Raw genomic sequence first — 16,743 nt, 5'->3', positions numbered from 1 at the left:
GATCCACCGCGGAACTGGGTAGCCACGAGTGGGGTCGCCTCCCACCTTTACCCCGGCAATCCTCGCATGCCTCGCATTTTCGGTATGTCCGTGGGGCATTGATCTTCGAGGCCGGATCTTTTCGCTGGACCCGACAAGGTCCGGCCGTGGAAGACACGTCAACTCGGTGCGTGGGCAGGCACCGCAGCCACAGGGGGTTCAGCCATGGCCGCAAGGCCTCTCGTCGCGCGGCAGCCGAACGAACGGTTGCAGGCGCTCATCCAGGAAGCGGGCTGCTCGAACGCCGGGCTGGCCCGCCGGGTCAACATGTGCGGCGCCGAGCACGGCCTCGATCTGCGCTACGACAAGACGTCCGTGGCCCGCTGGCTGCGTGGACAGCAGCCGCGGGGACGCGCACCGGCGATCATCGCCGAGGCCCTCGGCCGCAAGCTGGGCCGTACGGTCACGATCGACGAGATCGGGATGGCCAACGGCAAGAACCTCGCGTCGGGTGTCGGTCTCCAGTTCTCGCCGACGGTACTGGGGGCCATCGAGCAGGTCTGTGAGCTGTGGCGCAGCGACGTCGGGCGCCGGGACTTCCTGTCCGGCTCGTCCGTCGCCGCGTCCGCGCTGGTCGAACCGAGCCGCGACTGGCTGATCTCCGCGCCGGACTCGCAGGTGGCGCGGGCGGCGGGACCGCGGGTGGGCCAGTCCGACGTGACGGCCGTCCGCGCGATGACCCAGGCGCTGACCGACCTCGACCACCAGTACGGCAGCGGGCATGTGCGCCCGGTCGTCGTGCACTACCTCAACAGCGTCGTCTCCGGACTGCTGTCCGGCTCCTATCGGGAGGCGGTGGGCCGCGACCTGTTCGCGGCGGTGGCCCGGCTGACCGAACTCGCCGGGTACATGGCCGTGGACACCGGACAACCGGGTCTCGCCCAGCGTTACTACATCCAGTCGCTGCGGCTCGCGCAGGCGGCGGGCGACCGGGGGTACGGCGGCTACGTGCTCGCCGCGTCCATGAGTCATCTCGCCGCGCAGCTCGGAAACCCGCGGGAGATCGCGCAGTTGGCCAGGGCGGCACAGGAGGGGGCGCGTGGGCGCGTCACACCGCGCGCGGAGTCGATGTTCCATGCGGCGGAGGCGCGCGGGCACGCGCTGATGGGGGACGCGCGGGCGGCCCAGGCGGCCTCGGGGCGCGCGGTGGCGGCGCTGGAACAGGCGGATCCGGCCGCTGGGGACGACCCGGCGTGGATCGCGCACTTCGACGAGGCCTATCTCGCCGACGAGTTGGCGCACTGTCACCGCGACCTGGGGCAGGCCGACGCGGCGGCGCGGTGCGCGCAGGAGTCCCTGGCCGGGCACCCCGAGTCGCGGGCGCGCAGGCGGGCCATCGGCTATGTGCTGCTCGCCACCGCGCAGGTGCAGCAGCGTGAGATCGAGCTGGCCTGCAACACGGGCCTGAAGGCGGTGGAGTTGCTGGAGACGCTGCGCTCCAACCGCGGTGCCGAGTACCTGGAGGACTTCCAGCAGCGGCTGGAACCGTTCCGGGACGAGCCGGTGGTCAGGGAGTTCGGGGCGCGGCTGGAGCTGCAGACGGCTGCGTGAACATGTGGGGCGCCGGCGCGTGAACGGGCGGGAAACGACCCGTCGATAAGCGGGAGGTGGCATGAACAGCGCACGGCGCTCCGGATCTGTTACTGACGTCACAAGGAGAAGGGTCACGCCCTGAGCTGCGTAGCACCTGGTTCCGGGGACCCGGTAGCGTGAGCCGATGATTCCGAAGGTCCCCCATTCGTAGGAGTCCCGGTGACGCAGAGTGGACAGGGCGAGGAGCCCTCGGCGCGGCCCGCGCGCGAAGGCATCGTGCTGCCCTCCGACGGAGGTGAGCCGCTGCTTCCGGGCATGACGGGGACACCCGCAGGCCGACAGCATCAGGGCTACCAGAACGACGGCTACCCGCACAACGCCCAGCACGACGGTCAGCAGTACGGCCAGGCGTACGGCCAGGACACCGGCGGCACGACGCCGGCCGGTGGCCAGGCCTGGGGCCAGCCGTGGGGCCCCGACCGGCAGCAGGGTGCGGCCCAGCCGCCCGCGGCGGACTGGTCGGCGGCCGGGCCCACGGAGACGGCCTGGGGCACGCGGGAGGCGGCGCCGTCCGCGGCGTCCTGGCAGCAGGGCCCCGGCGCGGGCCCGCTGCCGCCGGAGGGCGCACAGCCCACGGCGTACGGCACCCAGAGTGCTCCGCTGCCGCCCGCGGCCCACGAGGGCGCCACCCAGTACCTGCCCTCGGTCCCGGCCGCGCCCGGCGGCGCCGAGGGCGCCACGCAGTTCCTGCCGCCCGTCGCCGTACCGCCCGCCACCCTGTCCCACGCGGACGAGGGGGCGACCCAGTACATACCGCCGGTCGGCCCGGGGGCGCTGCCGCCGGAGACGCCGGCCCCCGGGGCGCCGTCGGAGTCCACCCAGTACCTGGGCCACGCTCCGCTCCAGGGCGCCCACCCCGACGCCCAGGCCACCCAGTACATCCCGCCGGTGCCCGCGCAGCCGGACCCCGGGTTGTACGGCGGGGGCGGCGACCGGCAGCCGCCCGCCGAGTTCGACAACCTCTTCCGCACCGACGCGGGCGGCCCGGGCGGCGAGTACCCGGGAGCCACCCAGCAGCTGCCGCGCGTCCCGCAGCACGACTCCGGACCCGCCGCACCCGGCGGCTACCCCGGGCAGTACCAGCCCTCGTACGCGCCGCCCGCCGGTCCCGGCGGGGGACGGCGCGGGGCCCGGGACGACGACGGCGGCGGCCGGGGGGGCCGTGGCGGTTCACGGGTTCCGCTCATCGCCGCGGTCGGCATCGGCATCGTCGTGGTCGGCATCGGCGCGGGCGCGCTGCTCGCCGGCGGTGGGGGCGACGACAAGAAGGACGGCGGCTCGGCCGCCTCCGCCTCGGCCTCCGCGTCCGACGGGTCCACCTCCTCGGCCGCCGATCCGGCGAAGGCGCAGGCCGACGCCCTGGACAAGCTGCTGGCCGACAGCGGCAGCAGTCGGGCCACCGTGATCGCGGCGGTCGCCGACGTGAAGTCCTGCGACAACCTCGGCCAGGCGGCCTCCGACCTGCGGGACGCGGCCAAGCAGCGCACCGAGCTGGTCACCAGGCTGTCCGGGCTGTCCGTGGACAAACTGCCCGATCACGCCGGGCTGACCACCGCCCTGACCGATGCCTGGAAGGCGTCCGCGTCGGCCGACAACCACTACGCGGCCTGGGCCGACCAGACCGCGAACAACAAGAAGGCGTGCCGCAAGGGCCAGGCCCGGTCCACCGCGCAGACCCAGGCGGGCAACGCGGCGAGCGGCACGGCGAGCACGCAGAAGAAGAAGGCCGCGCAGCTGTGGAACACGATCGCGCGGAAGTACGGGCTGACCGAGCGCCAGTCGACCCAGCTGTGAGGTGAGGGAAGCGGGCCGGGATCTCCCGGCCCGCCCCGCCGTCCTCGTCAGCTCAGGTTCGCGTTCTCCAGTGTCCCGGTCACGTCGATGAAGCTCTTCCGGGCGGCCACCAGCCGCCCCTTCTTCACCAGCTGAAGGGTCACGTCGGCGTTGGTCAGGCGCGGGAAGCCGACGGCCGCGAGCCGGTCCTGGAAGCGCCACCGCAGGGTCGGGGTCAGACCACCGGTACCGATCTCGAGGCCGTCGTCCAGGGCCCGCCGCACGGTGTCGGCGCTCACCTCGCCGTCGGCCAGCGACTCGATGACCCGCTTGAACACGGTGTACGCGATCCAGGTGGTCTGCACTCCGGCGTCCGCGGGGTCGATGCGGTTGTCGGAGAAGGCCTGCTCGCTGATCACCTTCTTCATGCCGTCCCAGCGGGTGTCGCTCGCCACCGGGTACCAGCCGGTGATGTACGCCCCCTCGTACGGTCCGGAGGCGCCGCCGGTCGCGTCGATCACGGTCTGGTCGACACTGCCGAGCACGGTCGCGGTCCGCACCGCCGGGTAGCCCGAGCGATCACGCCGGAAGGAGTCCATGAAGGTGCTGGTGGCGTCGCCGAGCGCGGGCACCACACAGCCTCGGCCGCCCTGTCCGGATCCGTCACCGGTCGCCTCCAGAGCGCTCCTGGACTGCTCGGAGTACTCGGTGGCGTCGTCCGCGGCCAGCACGTCGGTCGTCTTCGCGTGCCCGCCCGCCGTCAGGCCCGAGTTGAGCAGTTCGGGCAGGGCGTCTCCCGCGATGTTGTCCGGGCGGACGAGGGCGACGGAGCCGCAGTTCTTGGCGAGTTCCTTGCCGAGGCCGGCCAGCAGCGCGGGCTGTCCGCCGTTGACGGGGTAGGCCAGGGGGCTGGTGAACTCGGCGTTGGTGACGCCGTAGCCACCTATGTAGGGGATGCCGGCGCCCTCGAGCGGCGGGAAGAACGACTCGGAGTACTGGCTGTAGGAGCCGACGACCGCGACGGCGTTCTCCTTGACGGCGCGCCGGGCGCACCTGGCGGCGGCGACGCTGTCGTTGTGCTCGTTACAGGTCAGTACCTTGAGCTTGCGGCCCCCGGCCAGGCCGCCGTGGGCGTTGATCCAGCGGGCGTAGGCCTGGGCGAAGGCCGGCATTCCGGGCTTGTTGGTCGCCGCGGTGTCCTGGGGCGCCCAGGTCATGACGGTGATCGGGTCGTCCCCCGAACCTCCCGCGGTGCCGGGGACGACTCCGCAGCCCGCCACGAGCGACGCACACGCCACCAAGAGGCCCGCGGCACGGCGAACCACTCTGGCGCGTGGGCTGGTGCCGGGAAGAAGTGTGATGCGCGTGTGTCGACTGCCAGTCATAGATCCGCACGATTCCGCCACATAAAAAACCAGGGAGTGACCTCCGGTCAACGCGAGGTGACTTCAAGGTGAATTACGGGGGGTGGCGATCGGCTTGTGAGAAGGAACGTACGATCGATGACCGTGCAAGGTTCGGAGAACTCTTCCCGTCGCGGCCGTCGCTCCCCCACCATGGGCGACATGCCACTGAACGACATGCCCTGGTGGCGCTGGCGCAGCAATGTGCGCTCCGCGCTGCACATGCTCTCCGATCCGGTGTTCCAGCAGAACGTCTGGCTGGCCGGCGTGGACGGATACGGCGACGTCACCGACGCGGTGTACCGCCTGGTCGAGGACACCTGGCTGGACAGCTGGTCCGCCGAGAAGTACGTCGGCACGATCTTCCGCGACTCGCAGGAGGCGGCGCTCGTCGACACCGCCGTCCTGCGGGTGCTGCGGATCATGCACCAGGTCGGCCCGGACGCGCCCGTCTCCGCGTATGTCGACCACGAGGCGTGGCCGGAGGCGATACGGGCGGCGCGGGACGCGCACGTACGCCTCGCGGTGAGCGACGGTGACGACCCGGATGCGCCCCCGCGCACGCTCGAGCTGCTGCGGATCATGACGCGGTCCGCCTGACGGACGAGCGTTCCGCCTGGCGGACGACGTTCCGCCGGGGCCGGGCGGATATGGGACGCTGTCCTGCATGAGTGAGCAGTCCACCCGAGCCGCGGCGCCGGCCGATCAGTACGTCCTCACCCTGTCCTGCCCTGACAAGAAGGGCATCGTGCACGCCGTGTCGAGTTATCTCTTCATGACCGGCTGCAACATCGAGGACAGCCAGCAGTTCGGGGACCACGACACGGGTCTGTTCTTCATGCGCGTCCACTTCTCGGCCGAGGCGCCGGTGACCGTGGACAAGCTGCGGGCCAGCTTCGCCGCGATCGGTGACTCCTTCCGCATGGACTGGCAGATCCACCGGGCCGAGGAGCGGATGCGGGTCGTCCTGCTGGTGAGCAAGTTCGGACACTGCCTGAACGACCTGCTGTTCCGGGCGAGCATCGGCGCGCTGCCGGTGGAGATCGCGGCCGTGGTGTCCAACCACACCGACTTCGCCGAGCTCGTGGGCTCGTACGACATTCCCTTCCACCACATTCCGGTGACGAAGGACACCAAGGCCGAGGCGGAGGCCCGGTTCCTGGAGCTGGTGCGCGAGCAGGACGTCGAGCTCGTCGTCCTCGCCCGCTACATGCAGGTGCTGTCCGACGACCTGTGCAAGCAGCTCAGCGGGCGGATCATCAACATCCACCACTCCTTCCTGCCGAGCTTCAAGGGCGCGAAGCCGTATCACCAGGCGCATGCGCGCGGGGTGAAGCTGATCGGCGCGACGGCGCACTACGTGACCGCCGACCTGGACGAGGGGCCGATCATCGAGCAGGAGGTCGAGCGGGTCGGTCACGACGTCACGCCGGACCAGCTCGTCGCGATCGGGCGGGACGTGGAGTGCCAGGCGCTGGCGCGGGCCGTGAAGTGGCACGCGGAGCGCCGGATCCTGCTGAACGGCCGGCGGACGGTCGTCTTCGCGTAGCCGGACGGCCCACCCGCGGGCGGGCCGTCCGGGGCGCCGACGGGCTACAGGCGACTCAACGACGCCGTCGCCAACAGCACGTCCCTGATCGCCGCACGGTCCCCGACCTGCCCCGCGGCCGCCTCCTCCGGCGGCACGTGCCCCGCCGCGAGCCGGCAGAACTCCACGCCGTCGAGCGCGACATGGGCCACCTCGTGGTGGGCGGAGCCCACCGCCGCCGGGGAGTCCAGCGGGATCAGCCACTCCCCGCCGCCGAGCCCCTCGATCTCCAGCCGCAGACTGCGCCCTGGCTCGCCGGCCGGTACGAGGTGCCGCTCCGGGCCGGGCGCGGCGAGTCCGGCGCGACGGCGCGCGGCCAGCGCGAGCGGCAGCATCCGGGCCGCGAGGTCGATCATGCGGTGCATATGGCGCGGGGACGGCGGGTCGTACGGGTAGTCCACCGCCTCCGCGATGTCCTCCCCGTGCACCCAGCACTCGAACGCACGGTCCAGCATCGCGTCCCGCAGCGGCAGTACGACCTCGTCGTCGCCGTCGCCGCCGTAGGACACCGCCAGCTTCCCGGAGCCCCCGCCGGTGAAGGACACCATCCGTACGATGCCGTGGCTCTGCTCCCGCCACGGGGTGCGTACGGAGCGGGTGGGCGGGAAGTGGGACGTACGCCAGTACGCCTCCGTGCGGCCGCCCGGTGACGGGACCGTGCCGGCCGGAAGGTGCGCCAGCGGATCCTCGAGACCGAGCGCGAGCGCGACGAGGCCGTCGACCGCCAGCAGATGCGCGATGACCCCGGCGACCGTCGTACGGCGGCTGGCCGCGGCGACCCCGTCGAACCAGCGCAGCCGCACGGGCGCGTGCCACTCGGCGTCCCCGAAGTCCTGGAGCAGCGCGTCGAGCCGGGCGGTCTCGGCGTCGTACGCGTGGGCCCAGTCGGGCACCGGGATGCGTGGCGGCCGCCGGTCGAGACAGCCGGCCAGGACCCGGGTGCGCAGCCCCGGGTCCAGGTCCAGCGGCTCGGGCGGGTGCAGCAGGCCGACCGCCTCGCGCAGCCGCCGTGCCTCGTCCGCGCAGGAGCCGCAGTCGCCCAGGTGCTCCTCGACGGCCGCCGTCTCCGCGGCCGAGCAGGCCGCCAGTGCCCAGGCACCCAGCAGTGACTTCAGGACCGGGTGCTCCAGCGCGAGCGGCGCGGGGTCCGGGGCGGGGGCGGCCGATTCGGTCCTGTCCTCTCTGCCCTCCCTGCCGTCGTAGCGCCCGTGCCTGTCGTGCTCGTCGTGCTCGTCGTCGTGGGTCTCGAAGCGGTCCACCCCGGTCACGCCGCACCTCCGTATTCGGGTGGTGCCCCGGGCGCGCCGGCGTCGTGGGCTGTGGACAGCAGTTGCAGGCCCAGACGCAGTCGGCGGCGGGCCTCGTCCTCGGTGACGCCGAGGTCGGCGGCGGTCTGGCGGTAGTCGCGGCGCTGGAAGTACGCGCGGTCCAGGGCGGCCCGCAGCGGGGTCGGCATGGACTGGACGATGTAGTCGGCGCGGGCGGCGACCGAGGCGTGGCGCACCCTGAGCTCCAGCTCCTCGGGGGTTCCGTGGGCGCCGTCGGCCAGGGCCGCGGTCCCGGTGGCGCGCAGCCGCTGCACGGCCAGGCGGTGGGTCAGGGCGGCCATCCAGGTGCGCAGGGGCCCCTTCTTCGGGTCGTAGGCGTCCGGATGCTCCCAGACATGGGCGAACACCTCGCGGGTGATGCCGTCGGCCGCCTGGTCGTCTTCGAGCACGCGGTGCGCGAGACCGTGCACGAGCGATGCGAATCGGTCGTAGAGCTCGCCGAGGGCGGCCGCCTCACCGCGTGCGAGCCGCTGCTGCATCTTGCGGTCCCAGCGGGGCGGTGCGTCCCTTTTCGCCATCAGGCCCCCTCACCGGTCCGTCCCTGAGTCCAGCGTGCGCCCACTGTCTCCTCGAATGTAGTCGGCACGTCCGACAGCGCACGCCCCTTTGTTGCAATGTGCGCCCCCCCGATGAGTCGTGGGTGGTAAGAGACCGTGGAAGGGCCTGGGTACGGAGCTCCCGATCGCTCGGCTACCCCCGTACCGGGCGATCAGACACGATCGAACAGGATCGAAGCCGACTGAAACAAGCCTTCTCCGGTCGGTTTCTGTTTCTTGGTAGGCGTTTCAGGGAACAGCCCGCTGGGCAGCCGCGCTGCAAGGAAGCGAAGGAGTTGCTTCCGTTTGGCGAGCGAAGGGCGTGGTGGTGGCGATCAAAGTGACCGACGGCGAGCGCGGCGACTGGGCCGTGCTCCAGGTGTCGGGCGAACTCGACCTGGTGACCTCGCCCACGCTGCGGCAGCGGGTGCACGACGTGGTGGCCGAGGGCCGGCACAGCCTCGTCCTCGATCTGTCCGAGGTGTACTTCTGCGACTCCAGCGGCGTCGGCGTGCTCATCGCCGCCCGCCGCCTGCTGCGTTCCTGCCAGGGCCGGCTGCGGCTGGTCCTGCCCGCCCAGGGCGCGGTCGAGGGCTCCCACGTCAACCGGGTCTTCGGCGCGCTGGGCGTCCGCCGCCTGTTCGACGTCCATCCGGACCTCGCCACGGCGGTCACCGAGGAGTCCCGCCCGCTGTCGGCGTGAGCCTTGTTCCGGTGCCACGCCGTTGTCCTGGAATTTCCCCGGTCTTGGCACAAGCGTCGATTTCACCCTCCCGGACGGCCCCCGGCGTCGTACGCTCCAGATCAGATGCATCCCGACGTGACGTGAGGCGGGCCGAGAAGACATGGTCAGCAGCGAGTACGAGCTCAGGATCGCGGCCCGGTTCGCGGTCTTCGACCAGGACGGCAACGGCTACATCGACCGCGAGGACTTCAACACGGCCGCCAAGGCGCTGCTCGTGGAGTTCGGCACGGCGGCGCGCTCCGACAAGGGCCAGGCACTGTACGCGGGCGCCGAGGCGTTCTGGCAGGGCATGGCCGGAATGGCGGACCGGGACGGAGACCAGCGCATCACCCGGGAGGAGTTCGTGAACGGCGCGGTCAAGCGCCTGCGCGACAACCCCGACCGGTTCGGCGAGATCGCCCGCCCCTTCCTGCACGCGGCCCTGGACCTGGCGGCCGGCCCGGACGGCACGGCCACCGTCGCGGACGCCGCGCGCGTGCTCACGATGCTGGGCGTGCCCGAGGACGTCGCGCGCCCGGCGGCCGCCACGCTCGACACCGACGGTGACGGCCGGGTCGGCGAGGCGGAGATCGTGCCCGCCTTCGCCCGCTACTTCACCGTCCCCGAATAACGCTCCCTGAGCCGGTACTTCAGCACCTTCCGCAGGGTCTCGTTGCGCGGCAGGGCGTCCACCACCTCCAGCTGCTCCGGCAGCTTGTGGACCGACAGCCCTTCCGCGCGCAGGTACGACGTCACCGCCTCCAGGGTCAACTCGCCGGCGCCCGACGGCTGTTCGACGACCGCGCAGACCCGCTCCCCACGCTCGGCGTCGGGCAGCCCGACGACCGCCACGTCACCGACGTCCGGGTGCCGGTGCAGCAGGTCCTCGATCTCCTTCGCCGAGATGTTCTCGCCCTTGCGGATGATGACGTCCTTGAGGCGGCCGGTGAGGACCAGGTGCCCGCTGTCGGTGACATGCCCGAGGTCGCCGGTGCGCAGGAACCCGTCCCGGTCGAAGGCCAGCGCCGTCTGCGCCGGGTCCAGGTACCCCTGGCACACCGCCTCCCCCTTCAGCCGCACCTCCCCGTCGACGATCCGGATCTCCATCCCCGCCGGCGGCCGCCCCTCCGTCGTCGCCAGGTTCTCCGCCGTGTCGTCCGGCGCCCCCATGGTGATCATCGGCACCTCGGTCATGCCGTAGCCGTGGGTGAGCTGCACCCCCATCTCCCGTACGACGCGGTGGTAGACCTCGGGCGGCTTCGGCGCCCCGCCGCCCGCCAGCAGCCGCAACGTCGGGACGACCTTCTCGCCCGGGTGTCTGCGCTGCTCGGCGAGGAACATCGAGTAGAACGCCGTCGAGCCGCCCGCCACCGTCACCCCGTGCCTGCGGTAGTCCGCCAGCGCGTCCGGCAGCGCGAACTGCTCGAACATCACCGCGGGGAAGCCGTACAGCAGCAGCATCACCGTGTAGTCGGGGCCGGCGATGTGCGCGTAGGGGAAGGCCATGGAGCCGACGTCGTCCGCCGACAGCCGCAGTGCGTGGGCGAGGCAGGAGCCGCCCGCGATCAGGGAACGGTCCGTGTGCAGCACGCCCTTGGGGTCGGACGTGGTGCCGGAGGTCCAGTAGATCCAGCGCACCGAGGTGCCGTCGGCGGGCGGCGGGGGCAGGACGCGGGGGTCGCCGTCGGGCAGGTCGCCGTCGTCGTACGCCTCGAAGATCCCCTTCGCGCCCAGCCGCCGTGCCAGCTCCGTGTGGTCGAAGCCCCGCCACGTTCCCGGCACGGCGAAGAACTCCGCCCTGGACTCGCGCAGCGCGAAGCCGACCTCCCGGTCCCGGTAGAAGGGGATGACCGGCGTCTGTACGGCGCCCAGGCGGGCCAGGGCGAAGGACAGCAGGGCGGTCTCGATGCGGGTGGGCAGCTGCCAGGCGACCACCGTGCCGGGGCGTACGCCCATCCCGTGCAGCCCGGCCGCCACCCGCTCGGCCCGGTCGCGCAGCTCTCCGAAGGTCAGCGATCGGTCGTCCTGGAGGAGGACGGGGCGGTCGGGGGTGAGACCGGCCCGGCGGTCCACCAGTTCCCAGAGGGTGCGGGCGGAGCTCAGGGCGTGTGCGGTGTCGTTCACTTCGGCCCCCTGGTGTAGCTGACGGACAGTCAGATCGTGGGCAGAGCGTAGGGCCGGGCGCCTTGTCGGTCCAGGGGTGCGCGGCTAGCCTGCTCGTGCGGCGCGAATCTGACGGACTATCAGATGGGTGGCGTATGGACCTCTCCTGCACGCCCGAGGAGGAGGAGTTCCGCGCGGGGCTGCGGGAGTGGCTCGCGCGGGTGCTCCCGACCCTGCCGGCGAAGCCGTCAGCCGACGACTGGCCGGGTCGCCGGGCCTACGACCTCGGCTGGCAGCGGATGCTCCACGACGCCGGGTACGCGGGGCTGCACTGGCCCGTCGACGCGGGCGGCCGGGGTGCCACGCCGACCCAGCACCTGATCTTCCTGGAGGAGACCGAGCGGGCGGGCGCCCCCTACGTGGGGGCCGGTTTCGTCGGGCTGCTGCACGCGGGGCCGACCATCGCCGCCGAGGGGACGGCCGAGCAGCGGGCGCGCTGGCTGCCGCCGGTGCTGCGCGGCGAGGAGGTCTGGTGCCAGGGCTTCAGTGAACCGGACGCCGGATCGGACCTGGCCGCGTTGCGCACGCGCGCGTGGCGGGACGGCGACGACTACGTGGTGAGCGGTTCCAAGATCTGGACCTCCCACGCCGAAGTCGCCGACTGGTGCGAACTGTTGGTGCGGACCGACCCGTCGGCACCCAAGCACCGGGGGATCAGCTGGCTGGCCCTCCCGATGGACGCGCCGGGCGTCACCGTACGGCCGTTGCGGACGCTCGCCGGGTCCGCCGAGTTCGCCGAGGTGTTCCTCGACGAGGTGCGGGTGCCGGTCGCCAATCGGGTCGGGGCGGAGAACGACGGCTGGCGGGTGACGATGGTGACCCTGTCCTTCGAGCGCGGCACGGCGTTCGTGGGCGAGGTGGTGGCGTGCCGGCGCGTGCTGGACGAACTCGCCCGCGAGGCGCGCGGGAACGGCCGCTGGGACGACCCGGGCGTGCGGCGCAGGCTGGGCGTGCTCAACGCCGAGTTCCGCGCGCTGTGGCGGCTGACGCAGTGGAACGTGAGCGAGGCGGAGGCCGCGGGCGGCGGGGTGCCCGGCGTCGGGGGTTCGGTCTTCAAACTGAGGTACTCGCACGCGCGTCAGGAGCTCTACGACACCGCGGCCGAGGTCCTGGGCGCCGAGTCGCTCGACCTCGACCGGCCGTGGGTGCTGGACCGGCTGTCCTCGCTGTCGTACACCATCGCGGCCGGGACCTCGCAGATCCAGCGCAACATCGTGGCCGAGCGGATCCTCGGGCTGCCGAAGGGACGGTGACTCTGCGCGATGCGTTTTCGACTCACGGAGGACCAGCGGGTGTTGCGGACCGGCGTACGTGACCTGCTGGCCCGGCGTTTCGACCGCGAGGCGCTGCGGGCGGCCGTGTCGCGGCCCGACCTGGACCGGAAGCTGTGGCGGGAGTTGGGTGCTGCGGGGTTCTTCGCGCTACGGGTTCCCGAGGCGGACGGCGGGGTCGGACTGGGGCTGCCCGAAGCGGTGTTGGCGTTCGAGGAGGCGGGCCGGGTCCTGCTGCCGGGTCCCCTGGTGGCCACCCACCTCGCGGCGGGCACGGTGCCGGGCGCGGCGGCCGGCGAGGCCGTGGTGACGGCCGTGGACGGCGGCCTCGTGGAGTGGCTGGCGGAGGCGGACGTGGTGCGCGGCGACGCCACCGGCGCCGTACCGCTGACGTCGGTGGACCCGCTGACCCCCCTGCACCGGGTGCCCGCGCGTACCGCCCCGGACGCGACCGCCGCCCCCGCCCTCGGGCAACCCGCTCCCGGTCCCGTCCCGGATCCCGTCGCCGCGCTCCTCACCGCCGCCGAACAGCTCGGCACGGCCACGCGCGCGTGCGAGCTGGCGGTGGAACACGCCCGGACACGTGAGCAGTTCGGCCGGCCGATCGGCGCCTTCCAGGCGGTCAAGCACCTGTGCGCGCAGCTTCTGGTGCGGGCGGAGGTGGCCCGCGCGGCGGTCTACGCGGCCGCGGTCACCGCCGACCCGGTCGACATCGCCGCGGCCCGGCTGCTCGCCGACGAGGCGGCCGTGCGCGGCGCCCGTGACTGCCTTCAGGTGCACGGCGGCATGGGCTTCACCTGGGAGTCCGAGGTGCATCTGCACCTGAAGCGGTCGTGGGTGCGGGCGCGGCGGGCGGGCGGCGGCACGGAGGGTGCGGAGCTGCTCGCGGCCGACCTGGCCGCCGGTCCCGGCTAGGGCCCCGGGTGGTGGGCCGCGGACGGCGTACGTGTCGCCGATCGTGGCACCGGGGAACTACGGAGCGTTGATATCGGGTTGTGTCCTGTGCGGGGCTCGTCACGGCCCGGAGTCGGCACCCCGCTCCGGTACCTTGTGTGAGATGCGAGTGGTTCTGGGTACGAGCCATGCCGGTGTTGCCCCAGGGGCGGCCCGACCGGCGGTGCGCGTCGCTGTTCGCGGGACGGCGGGGGCCTGTTTCAGGCCACGTTTCCCGGCCTGTTCGACTCCCCGCGGTACGGGTCGCACAGTATGCCGGACGAGTACTCCTTGGCGCTGGAATATGCCCGAAGCGCTTGTTGGGGTGACTGTACGTCAACCAAGCTGTCCTACAAGGGATTCACGTTCCGTGATCCTGGCCCCGGCCATTGTCCTGGCCATGCTGAAAATGGCTACGATCGTGGCCCTCGTCATGGCCCTCGTCGAGGCGCTCGCGTGGCGCGAGGCCATGTGTCCGCCGGTTCGGATGGTGTGAGCGGTGCAGGTGCTACAAGTGCAGCTGGAGGTCCGGCCCGACCCCGCCGAGGTGGGGCGCGCCCGCAGGTGGGCCCGTTCGCGGCTCGCCGGGTCCGGCATAGAGGCCGACGAACCGCTCGCCGAGACCCTCGTGCTCCTCGTCTCCGAGCTGGTCACCAACGCGGTGGTGCACACCGGCTGTCCGGCCGTGCTGCGCCTGTCGCTGGCCGCCGTGGCGGCGGAGGTGGCCACCGTCCGCCTGGAGGTGGCCGACGCCAGCGACCGGGCCCCGGTGCCCCGGTGCGCCGACGGCGACGCGACCGGCGGCCGGGGTCTGGCCCTCGTCGACGGTCTCGCCGACCGCTGGGGCTGGAGCCCCGAGGGCGCGGGCAAGCGCATCTGGTGCGAACTGGACCGGTGCGAGCGGCCCGAGGCGTCCGCGTCGGGCTGTGGCGGTACGGCGTCGGCGTACGAGGGACTGGTGTACGGGGCGTACGAAGCCGTGTGACCGCTCCCGTGACGCGTGCGGTTGACGGGCGCACGCGTACCGGAACGTCGTCACCCCTGGTGCACGGGTGCGGAAAGCGCTGTCGTCCGGTGAGGGCCGGGACGTCGTGCGCCCGGACGTGCTTCCGTGCGCGCCCGTGGCACATCAGGTCATAAGTAATAAATCCCCGATCGGGTGTTGACGCGGCGTGTCCGTTTGATCACGCTTGTGGCTAGCGATTCGCCGCGAGGGGACGGCGAGGGCCTCGGTGACGGGGGCCCTCGGCGAGTGTGGGTCGTGAATTCGGCGTCGTTCCTCTCGGGCCGAGAGGGACCGGGGCGGGTGCGCCGGAGTGGGCCGGCGGCGCGCGGTGCCGTGCTCGGGGCGGGCAGCGGCGCGCCGCCGGCCGAACTCGTCCGGCGGGCCCGGCCCGCCTACAGGATCGCCACCGGCGCCACCGGAGCCCCTGTCGCGCCGACGAACGGCTCGGGCGTCGCCGACAGCAGGAACGCGTAGCGCCCTTCTTGTCCACAGGCTGTGGACAACTTTTCGAGATTCCAGTTCTGGCCCTGGAGCATGCCCATCTCCACCAGGTCGAGCGCGTGCACGGGCAGCCAGAGATCCTCGATCTCGGGCGGGAATATCTCGAAGGTGAGGGTGTCGTTCGCGACCGCCGCGACATCGCGCGCGTGGAACCACTCCGGTGTGCGGACGGACAGCCCCGGTGACGGATGGGCGTACGCGTGCCGGTCGCCCGCGAGACACGCCTGGATCTGCCCGGTCCGCACGAGTACCACGTCACCGGCGCGCACGCGCGTGCCGGCCAGGTCCTCCGCGGCGTCCAGGTCCTCCGGGGTCACGGCGTGCCCGCCGTCGAGCCGTTCGACGCCCCGCGCGCGTGCCACGTCGAGCAGCACCCCGCGCGAGACGAGGTGCCGCGCCTTGTCGATGCCGCCGAACGCGGCGCCGCCGTGCGCGGTGACGGTGCCGGCCGGGCGGCCGTTGTAGAGCCTGCCCGAGTGCGAGACGTGCGGCAGCGCGTCCCAGTGGGTGGCGGCCTGGAGCCCCATGGTCACGGCGTCGTCGCTGCACGCCACCGTCCCCGGCCCGAAGATCTCCTGGTTGATCTGCACCATGGTGTGCAGCGGATTGACGCGCCCCGGGATCATCCCGGTCTGCACGCCGTCCTGCTGGAGGGGGAGGGCGAGGGGGACGCGGCGACCGGAGCGCACGCTCGCGGCCGCCTCCCGGACGACCTCGTCGGTGATCAGGTTGAGGGTGCCGATCTCGTCGTCGGCTCCCCAGCGCCCCCAGTTGTTGACGCGCTTGGCGATCTCATGGAACTCGTCCGGCAGCGACATGGGTCCTCCCCGGGGCTTGTCTCCAGGTATCCGACGGGTCATAAAATCTAACGGTCCGTCAGATAACGCGGGAAGGGGCCGGTCGTGGGGAACTTCTTGGCAGGCAAGGTCGTCGCCGTGACGGGCGCCGGACGCGGCATCGGCCGGGCGGTGGCGCTGGCGGCGGCGGCCGAGGGCGCGCGGGTCGTCGTCAACGACCACGGTGTCTCCGTCGACGGGGCCTCACCCACCAGCGAGGTCGCCGAGGCGGTGGTCAAGGAGATCGAGGCCGCGGGCGCGGAGGCGGTCGCGGTGGCCGACGACATCTCCACCATGGCGGGCGGGCAGCGCCTGGTGGACACGGCCGTGTCGGCGTACGGCCGGCTGGACGGCGTGGTCTGCGTGGCCGGCATCCTGCGCGAGCGGATGCTGTTCAACATGTCCGAGCAGGAGTGGGACCCGGTGGTGGCCACCCATCTCAAGGGCACGTTCACCGTGTTCCGGGCGGCCTCCGCGGTGATGCGCGCACAGCGCTCGGGCACCCTGATCGGCTTCACCAGCGGCAATCACCAGGGCTCCGTCTCGCAGGCCAACTACAGCGCCGCGAAGGGCGGTGTCATCTCCCTGGTGCGCAGCGCCGCGCTGGGCCTGCACAAGTACGGGGTGAGCGCCAACGCGGTGGCTCCGGTGGCCCGTACGAGGATGTCGGCGAACGTCCCGACGGAGCTGACGGAGATCGGTGACCCGGAGGACGTGGCCGCGCTCGTGGTCTATCTGCTGTCCGACCGGGCGAAGGAACAGCGGATCACCGGACAGGTGTACACGATCGCCGGTCCCAAGATCGCGGTGTGGGCCCAGCCGAGGGAACTGCGGGCCGCGTACGCCGACGGCTCCTGGACCCCGGAGCGGATCGCGGACTTCCTGCCGGGGACGGTGGGGACGGATCCCATGCCGCTGCTGGAGCGGCTGGAGGCGATGGAACGGGCGGCGCGGGACGGCGCCCGGCCGAACGCCTGACGGAGAGCGCTCCGGCGGCGTCCCGTCCGGGTCCCCTCGGCGTCCTGCCCGCGTTGCAGCCGTCCGCGCGT

The 16,743-nt window shown here is 72.4% G+C and carries 16 protein-coding genes; 11 read left to right on the top strand and 5 right to left on the bottom strand.

What is annotated here, in order from left to right:
• Positions 1–204: 204 nt before the first annotated feature.
• Positions 205–1,590 carry a transcriptional regulator gene (locus ACFV0T_RS17570; RefSeq protein WP_385779423.1) on the top strand — a complete coding sequence of 462 codons (1,386 nt, stop codon included), beginning with the start codon at positions 205–207 and terminating at the stop codon, positions 1,588–1,590.
• 201 nt (positions 1,591–1,791) lie between these two features.
• Positions 1,792–3,426, top strand: coding sequence for a hypothetical protein (locus ACFV0T_RS17565; RefSeq protein ID WP_385779421.1), 1,635 nt, complete (start codon positions 1,792–1,794; stop codon positions 3,424–3,426).
• A gap of 47 nt (positions 3,427–3,473) precedes the next feature.
• Here ACFV0T_RS17565 and ACFV0T_RS17560 read toward each other — a convergent pair whose 3' ends face one another.
• A complete protein-coding gene (locus ACFV0T_RS17560) occupies positions 3,474–4,790 on the bottom strand; it encodes an ABC transporter substrate-binding protein (protein WP_385779419.1) in 1,317 nt (438 codons plus the stop codon).
• A 117-nt stretch (positions 4,791–4,907) separates the two neighbouring features.
• On the opposite strand from ACFV0T_RS17560, the gene ACFV0T_RS17555 reads away from it, so the two are divergent.
• Positions 4,908–5,408, top strand: a complete 501-nt coding sequence (locus ACFV0T_RS17555) for a hypothetical protein (protein ID WP_385779417.1) — start codon at positions 4,908–4,910, stop codon at positions 5,406–5,408.
• 67 nt (positions 5,409–5,475) lie between these two features.
• Positions 5,476–6,357, top strand: a complete 882-nt coding sequence (gene purU / locus ACFV0T_RS17550) for a formyltetrahydrofolate deformylase (RefSeq protein WP_385779415.1) — start codon at positions 5,476–5,478, stop codon at positions 6,355–6,357.
• A gap of 44 nt (positions 6,358–6,401) precedes the next feature.
• Here the strand turns inward: purU and ACFV0T_RS17545 are convergent, their stop codons facing one another.
• Both ACFV0T_RS17545 and ACFV0T_RS17540 read right to left on the bottom strand, forming a co-directional pair.
• Positions 6,402–7,664 carry a zf-HC2 domain-containing protein gene (locus ACFV0T_RS17545; RefSeq protein WP_385779413.1) on the bottom strand — a complete coding sequence of 421 codons (1,263 nt, stop codon included), beginning with the start codon at positions 7,662–7,664 and terminating at the stop codon, positions 6,402–6,404.
• Positions 7,661–8,242 carry a sigma-70 family RNA polymerase sigma factor gene (locus tag ACFV0T_RS17540; protein ID WP_385779411.1) on the bottom strand — a complete coding sequence of 194 codons (582 nt, stop codon included), beginning with the start codon at positions 8,240–8,242 and terminating at the stop codon, positions 7,661–7,663. Before ACFV0T_RS17540 ends, ACFV0T_RS17545 begins: the two co-directional genes overlap by 4 nt.
• A 340-nt stretch (positions 8,243–8,582) precedes the next feature.
• On the opposite strand from ACFV0T_RS17540, the gene ACFV0T_RS17535 reads away from it, so the two are divergent.
• Positions 8,583–8,963, top strand: coding sequence for an STAS domain-containing protein (locus ACFV0T_RS17535; protein WP_385779409.1), 381 nt, complete (start codon positions 8,583–8,585; stop codon positions 8,961–8,963).
• Positions 8,964–9,105: 142 nt separating this feature from the next.
• The gene (locus ACFV0T_RS17530; protein WP_385779407.1) at positions 9,106–9,615 is read left to right on the top strand and encodes an EF-hand domain-containing protein; all 510 of its coding nucleotides are present in this window, start codon (positions 9,106–9,108) and stop codon (positions 9,613–9,615) included.
• Here the strand turns inward: ACFV0T_RS17530 and ACFV0T_RS17525 are convergent.
• Positions 9,594–11,108: a class I adenylate-forming enzyme family protein gene (locus ACFV0T_RS17525; protein WP_385779405.1), complete on the bottom strand. Its 1,515-nt coding sequence runs from the start codon at positions 11,106–11,108 to the stop codon at positions 9,594–9,596. The two genes, ACFV0T_RS17530 and ACFV0T_RS17525, sit on opposite strands and share 22 nt — an antisense overlap.
• A gap of 134 nt (positions 11,109–11,242) precedes the next feature.
• Between ACFV0T_RS17525 and ACFV0T_RS17520 the strand changes: the two genes are divergently transcribed.
• From ACFV0T_RS17520 to ACFV0T_RS17505, 4 genes are all read left to right on the top strand, one after another.
• Positions 11,243–12,400, top strand: coding sequence for an acyl-CoA dehydrogenase (locus ACFV0T_RS17520; protein WP_385779403.1), 1,158 nt, complete (start codon positions 11,243–11,245; stop codon positions 12,398–12,400).
• 9 nt (positions 12,401–12,409) lie between these two features.
• Complete coding sequence (locus ACFV0T_RS17515; RefSeq protein ID WP_385779401.1) at positions 12,410–13,333, top strand: acyl-CoA dehydrogenase family protein; 924 nt, start codon at positions 12,410–12,412, stop codon at positions 13,331–13,333.
• A gap of 388 nt (positions 13,334–13,721) precedes the next feature.
• The gene (locus ACFV0T_RS17510) at positions 13,722–13,847 is read left to right on the top strand and encodes a hypothetical protein (protein WP_385779399.1); all 126 of its coding nucleotides are present in this window, start codon (positions 13,722–13,724) and stop codon (positions 13,845–13,847) included.
• Positions 13,848–13,865: 18 nt separating this feature from the next.
• On the top strand, positions 13,866–14,336 hold the full coding sequence (locus tag ACFV0T_RS17505; RefSeq protein WP_385779602.1) for an ATP-binding protein: 471 nt from the start codon (positions 13,866–13,868) through the stop codon (positions 14,334–14,336).
• A 413-nt stretch (positions 14,337–14,749) separates the two neighbouring features.
• Here the strand turns inward: ACFV0T_RS17505 and ACFV0T_RS17500 are convergent, their stop codons facing one another.
• Positions 14,750–15,676 carry a cyclase family protein gene (locus ACFV0T_RS17500; protein ID WP_385779397.1) on the bottom strand — a complete coding sequence of 309 codons (927 nt, stop codon included), beginning with the start codon at positions 15,674–15,676 and terminating at the stop codon, positions 14,750–14,752.
• Between the two features lie 84 nt (positions 15,677–15,760).
• On the opposite strand from ACFV0T_RS17500, the gene ACFV0T_RS17495 reads away from it, so the two are divergent.
• The gene (locus ACFV0T_RS17495; RefSeq protein ID WP_385779395.1) at positions 15,761–16,672 is read left to right on the top strand and encodes an SDR family NAD(P)-dependent oxidoreductase; all 912 of its coding nucleotides are present in this window, start codon (positions 15,761–15,763) and stop codon (positions 16,670–16,672) included.
• Positions 16,673–16,743 lie beyond the last annotated feature (71 nt).

Origin of the sequence: Streptomyces sp. NPDC059582 (assembly GCF_042735715.1) — a bacterium.
In the GTDB taxonomy this organism is placed as follows: Bacteria; Actinomycetota; Actinomycetes; order Streptomycetales; family Streptomycetaceae; genus Streptomyces.
The sequence above is the reverse complement of the archived record's forward strand: the minus strand, read 5'-3'. Positions and strand labels throughout refer to the sequence as shown.

Excerpts from the sequence above, each read along its gene's own strand:
- ACFV0T_RS17530 (WP_385779407.1), top strand. The coding sequence starts at position 9,106 with ATGGTCAGCAGCGAGTACGAGCTCAGGATCGCGGCCCGGTTCGCGGTC.
- ACFV0T_RS17570 (WP_385779423.1), top strand. The coding sequence starts at position 205 with ATGGCCGCAAGGCCTCTCGTCGCGCGGCAGCCGAACGAACGGTTGCAG.
- purU (WP_385779415.1), top strand. The coding sequence starts at position 5,476 with ATGAGTGAGCAGTCCACCCGAGCCGCGGCGCCGGCCGATCAGTACGTC.
- ACFV0T_RS17555 (WP_385779417.1), top strand. The coding sequence starts at position 4,908 with ATGACCGTGCAAGGTTCGGAGAACTCTTCCCGTCGCGGCCGTCGCTCC.
- ACFV0T_RS17500 (WP_385779397.1), bottom strand. The coding sequence starts at position 15,676 with ATGTCGCTGCCGGACGAGTTCCATGAGATCGCCAAGCGCGTCAACAAC.
- ACFV0T_RS17520 (WP_385779403.1), top strand. The coding sequence starts at position 11,243 with ATGGACCTCTCCTGCACGCCCGAGGAGGAGGAGTTCCGCGCGGGGCTG.
- ACFV0T_RS17540 (WP_385779411.1), bottom strand. The coding sequence starts at position 8,242 with ATGGCGAAAAGGGACGCACCGCCCCGCTGGGACCGCAAGATGCAGCAG.
- ACFV0T_RS17560 (WP_385779419.1), bottom strand. The coding sequence starts at position 4,790 with ATGACTGGCAGTCGACACACGCGCATCACACTTCTTCCCGGCACCAGC.
- ACFV0T_RS17515 (WP_385779401.1), top strand. The coding sequence starts at position 12,410 with ATGCGTTTTCGACTCACGGAGGACCAGCGGGTGTTGCGGACCGGCGTA.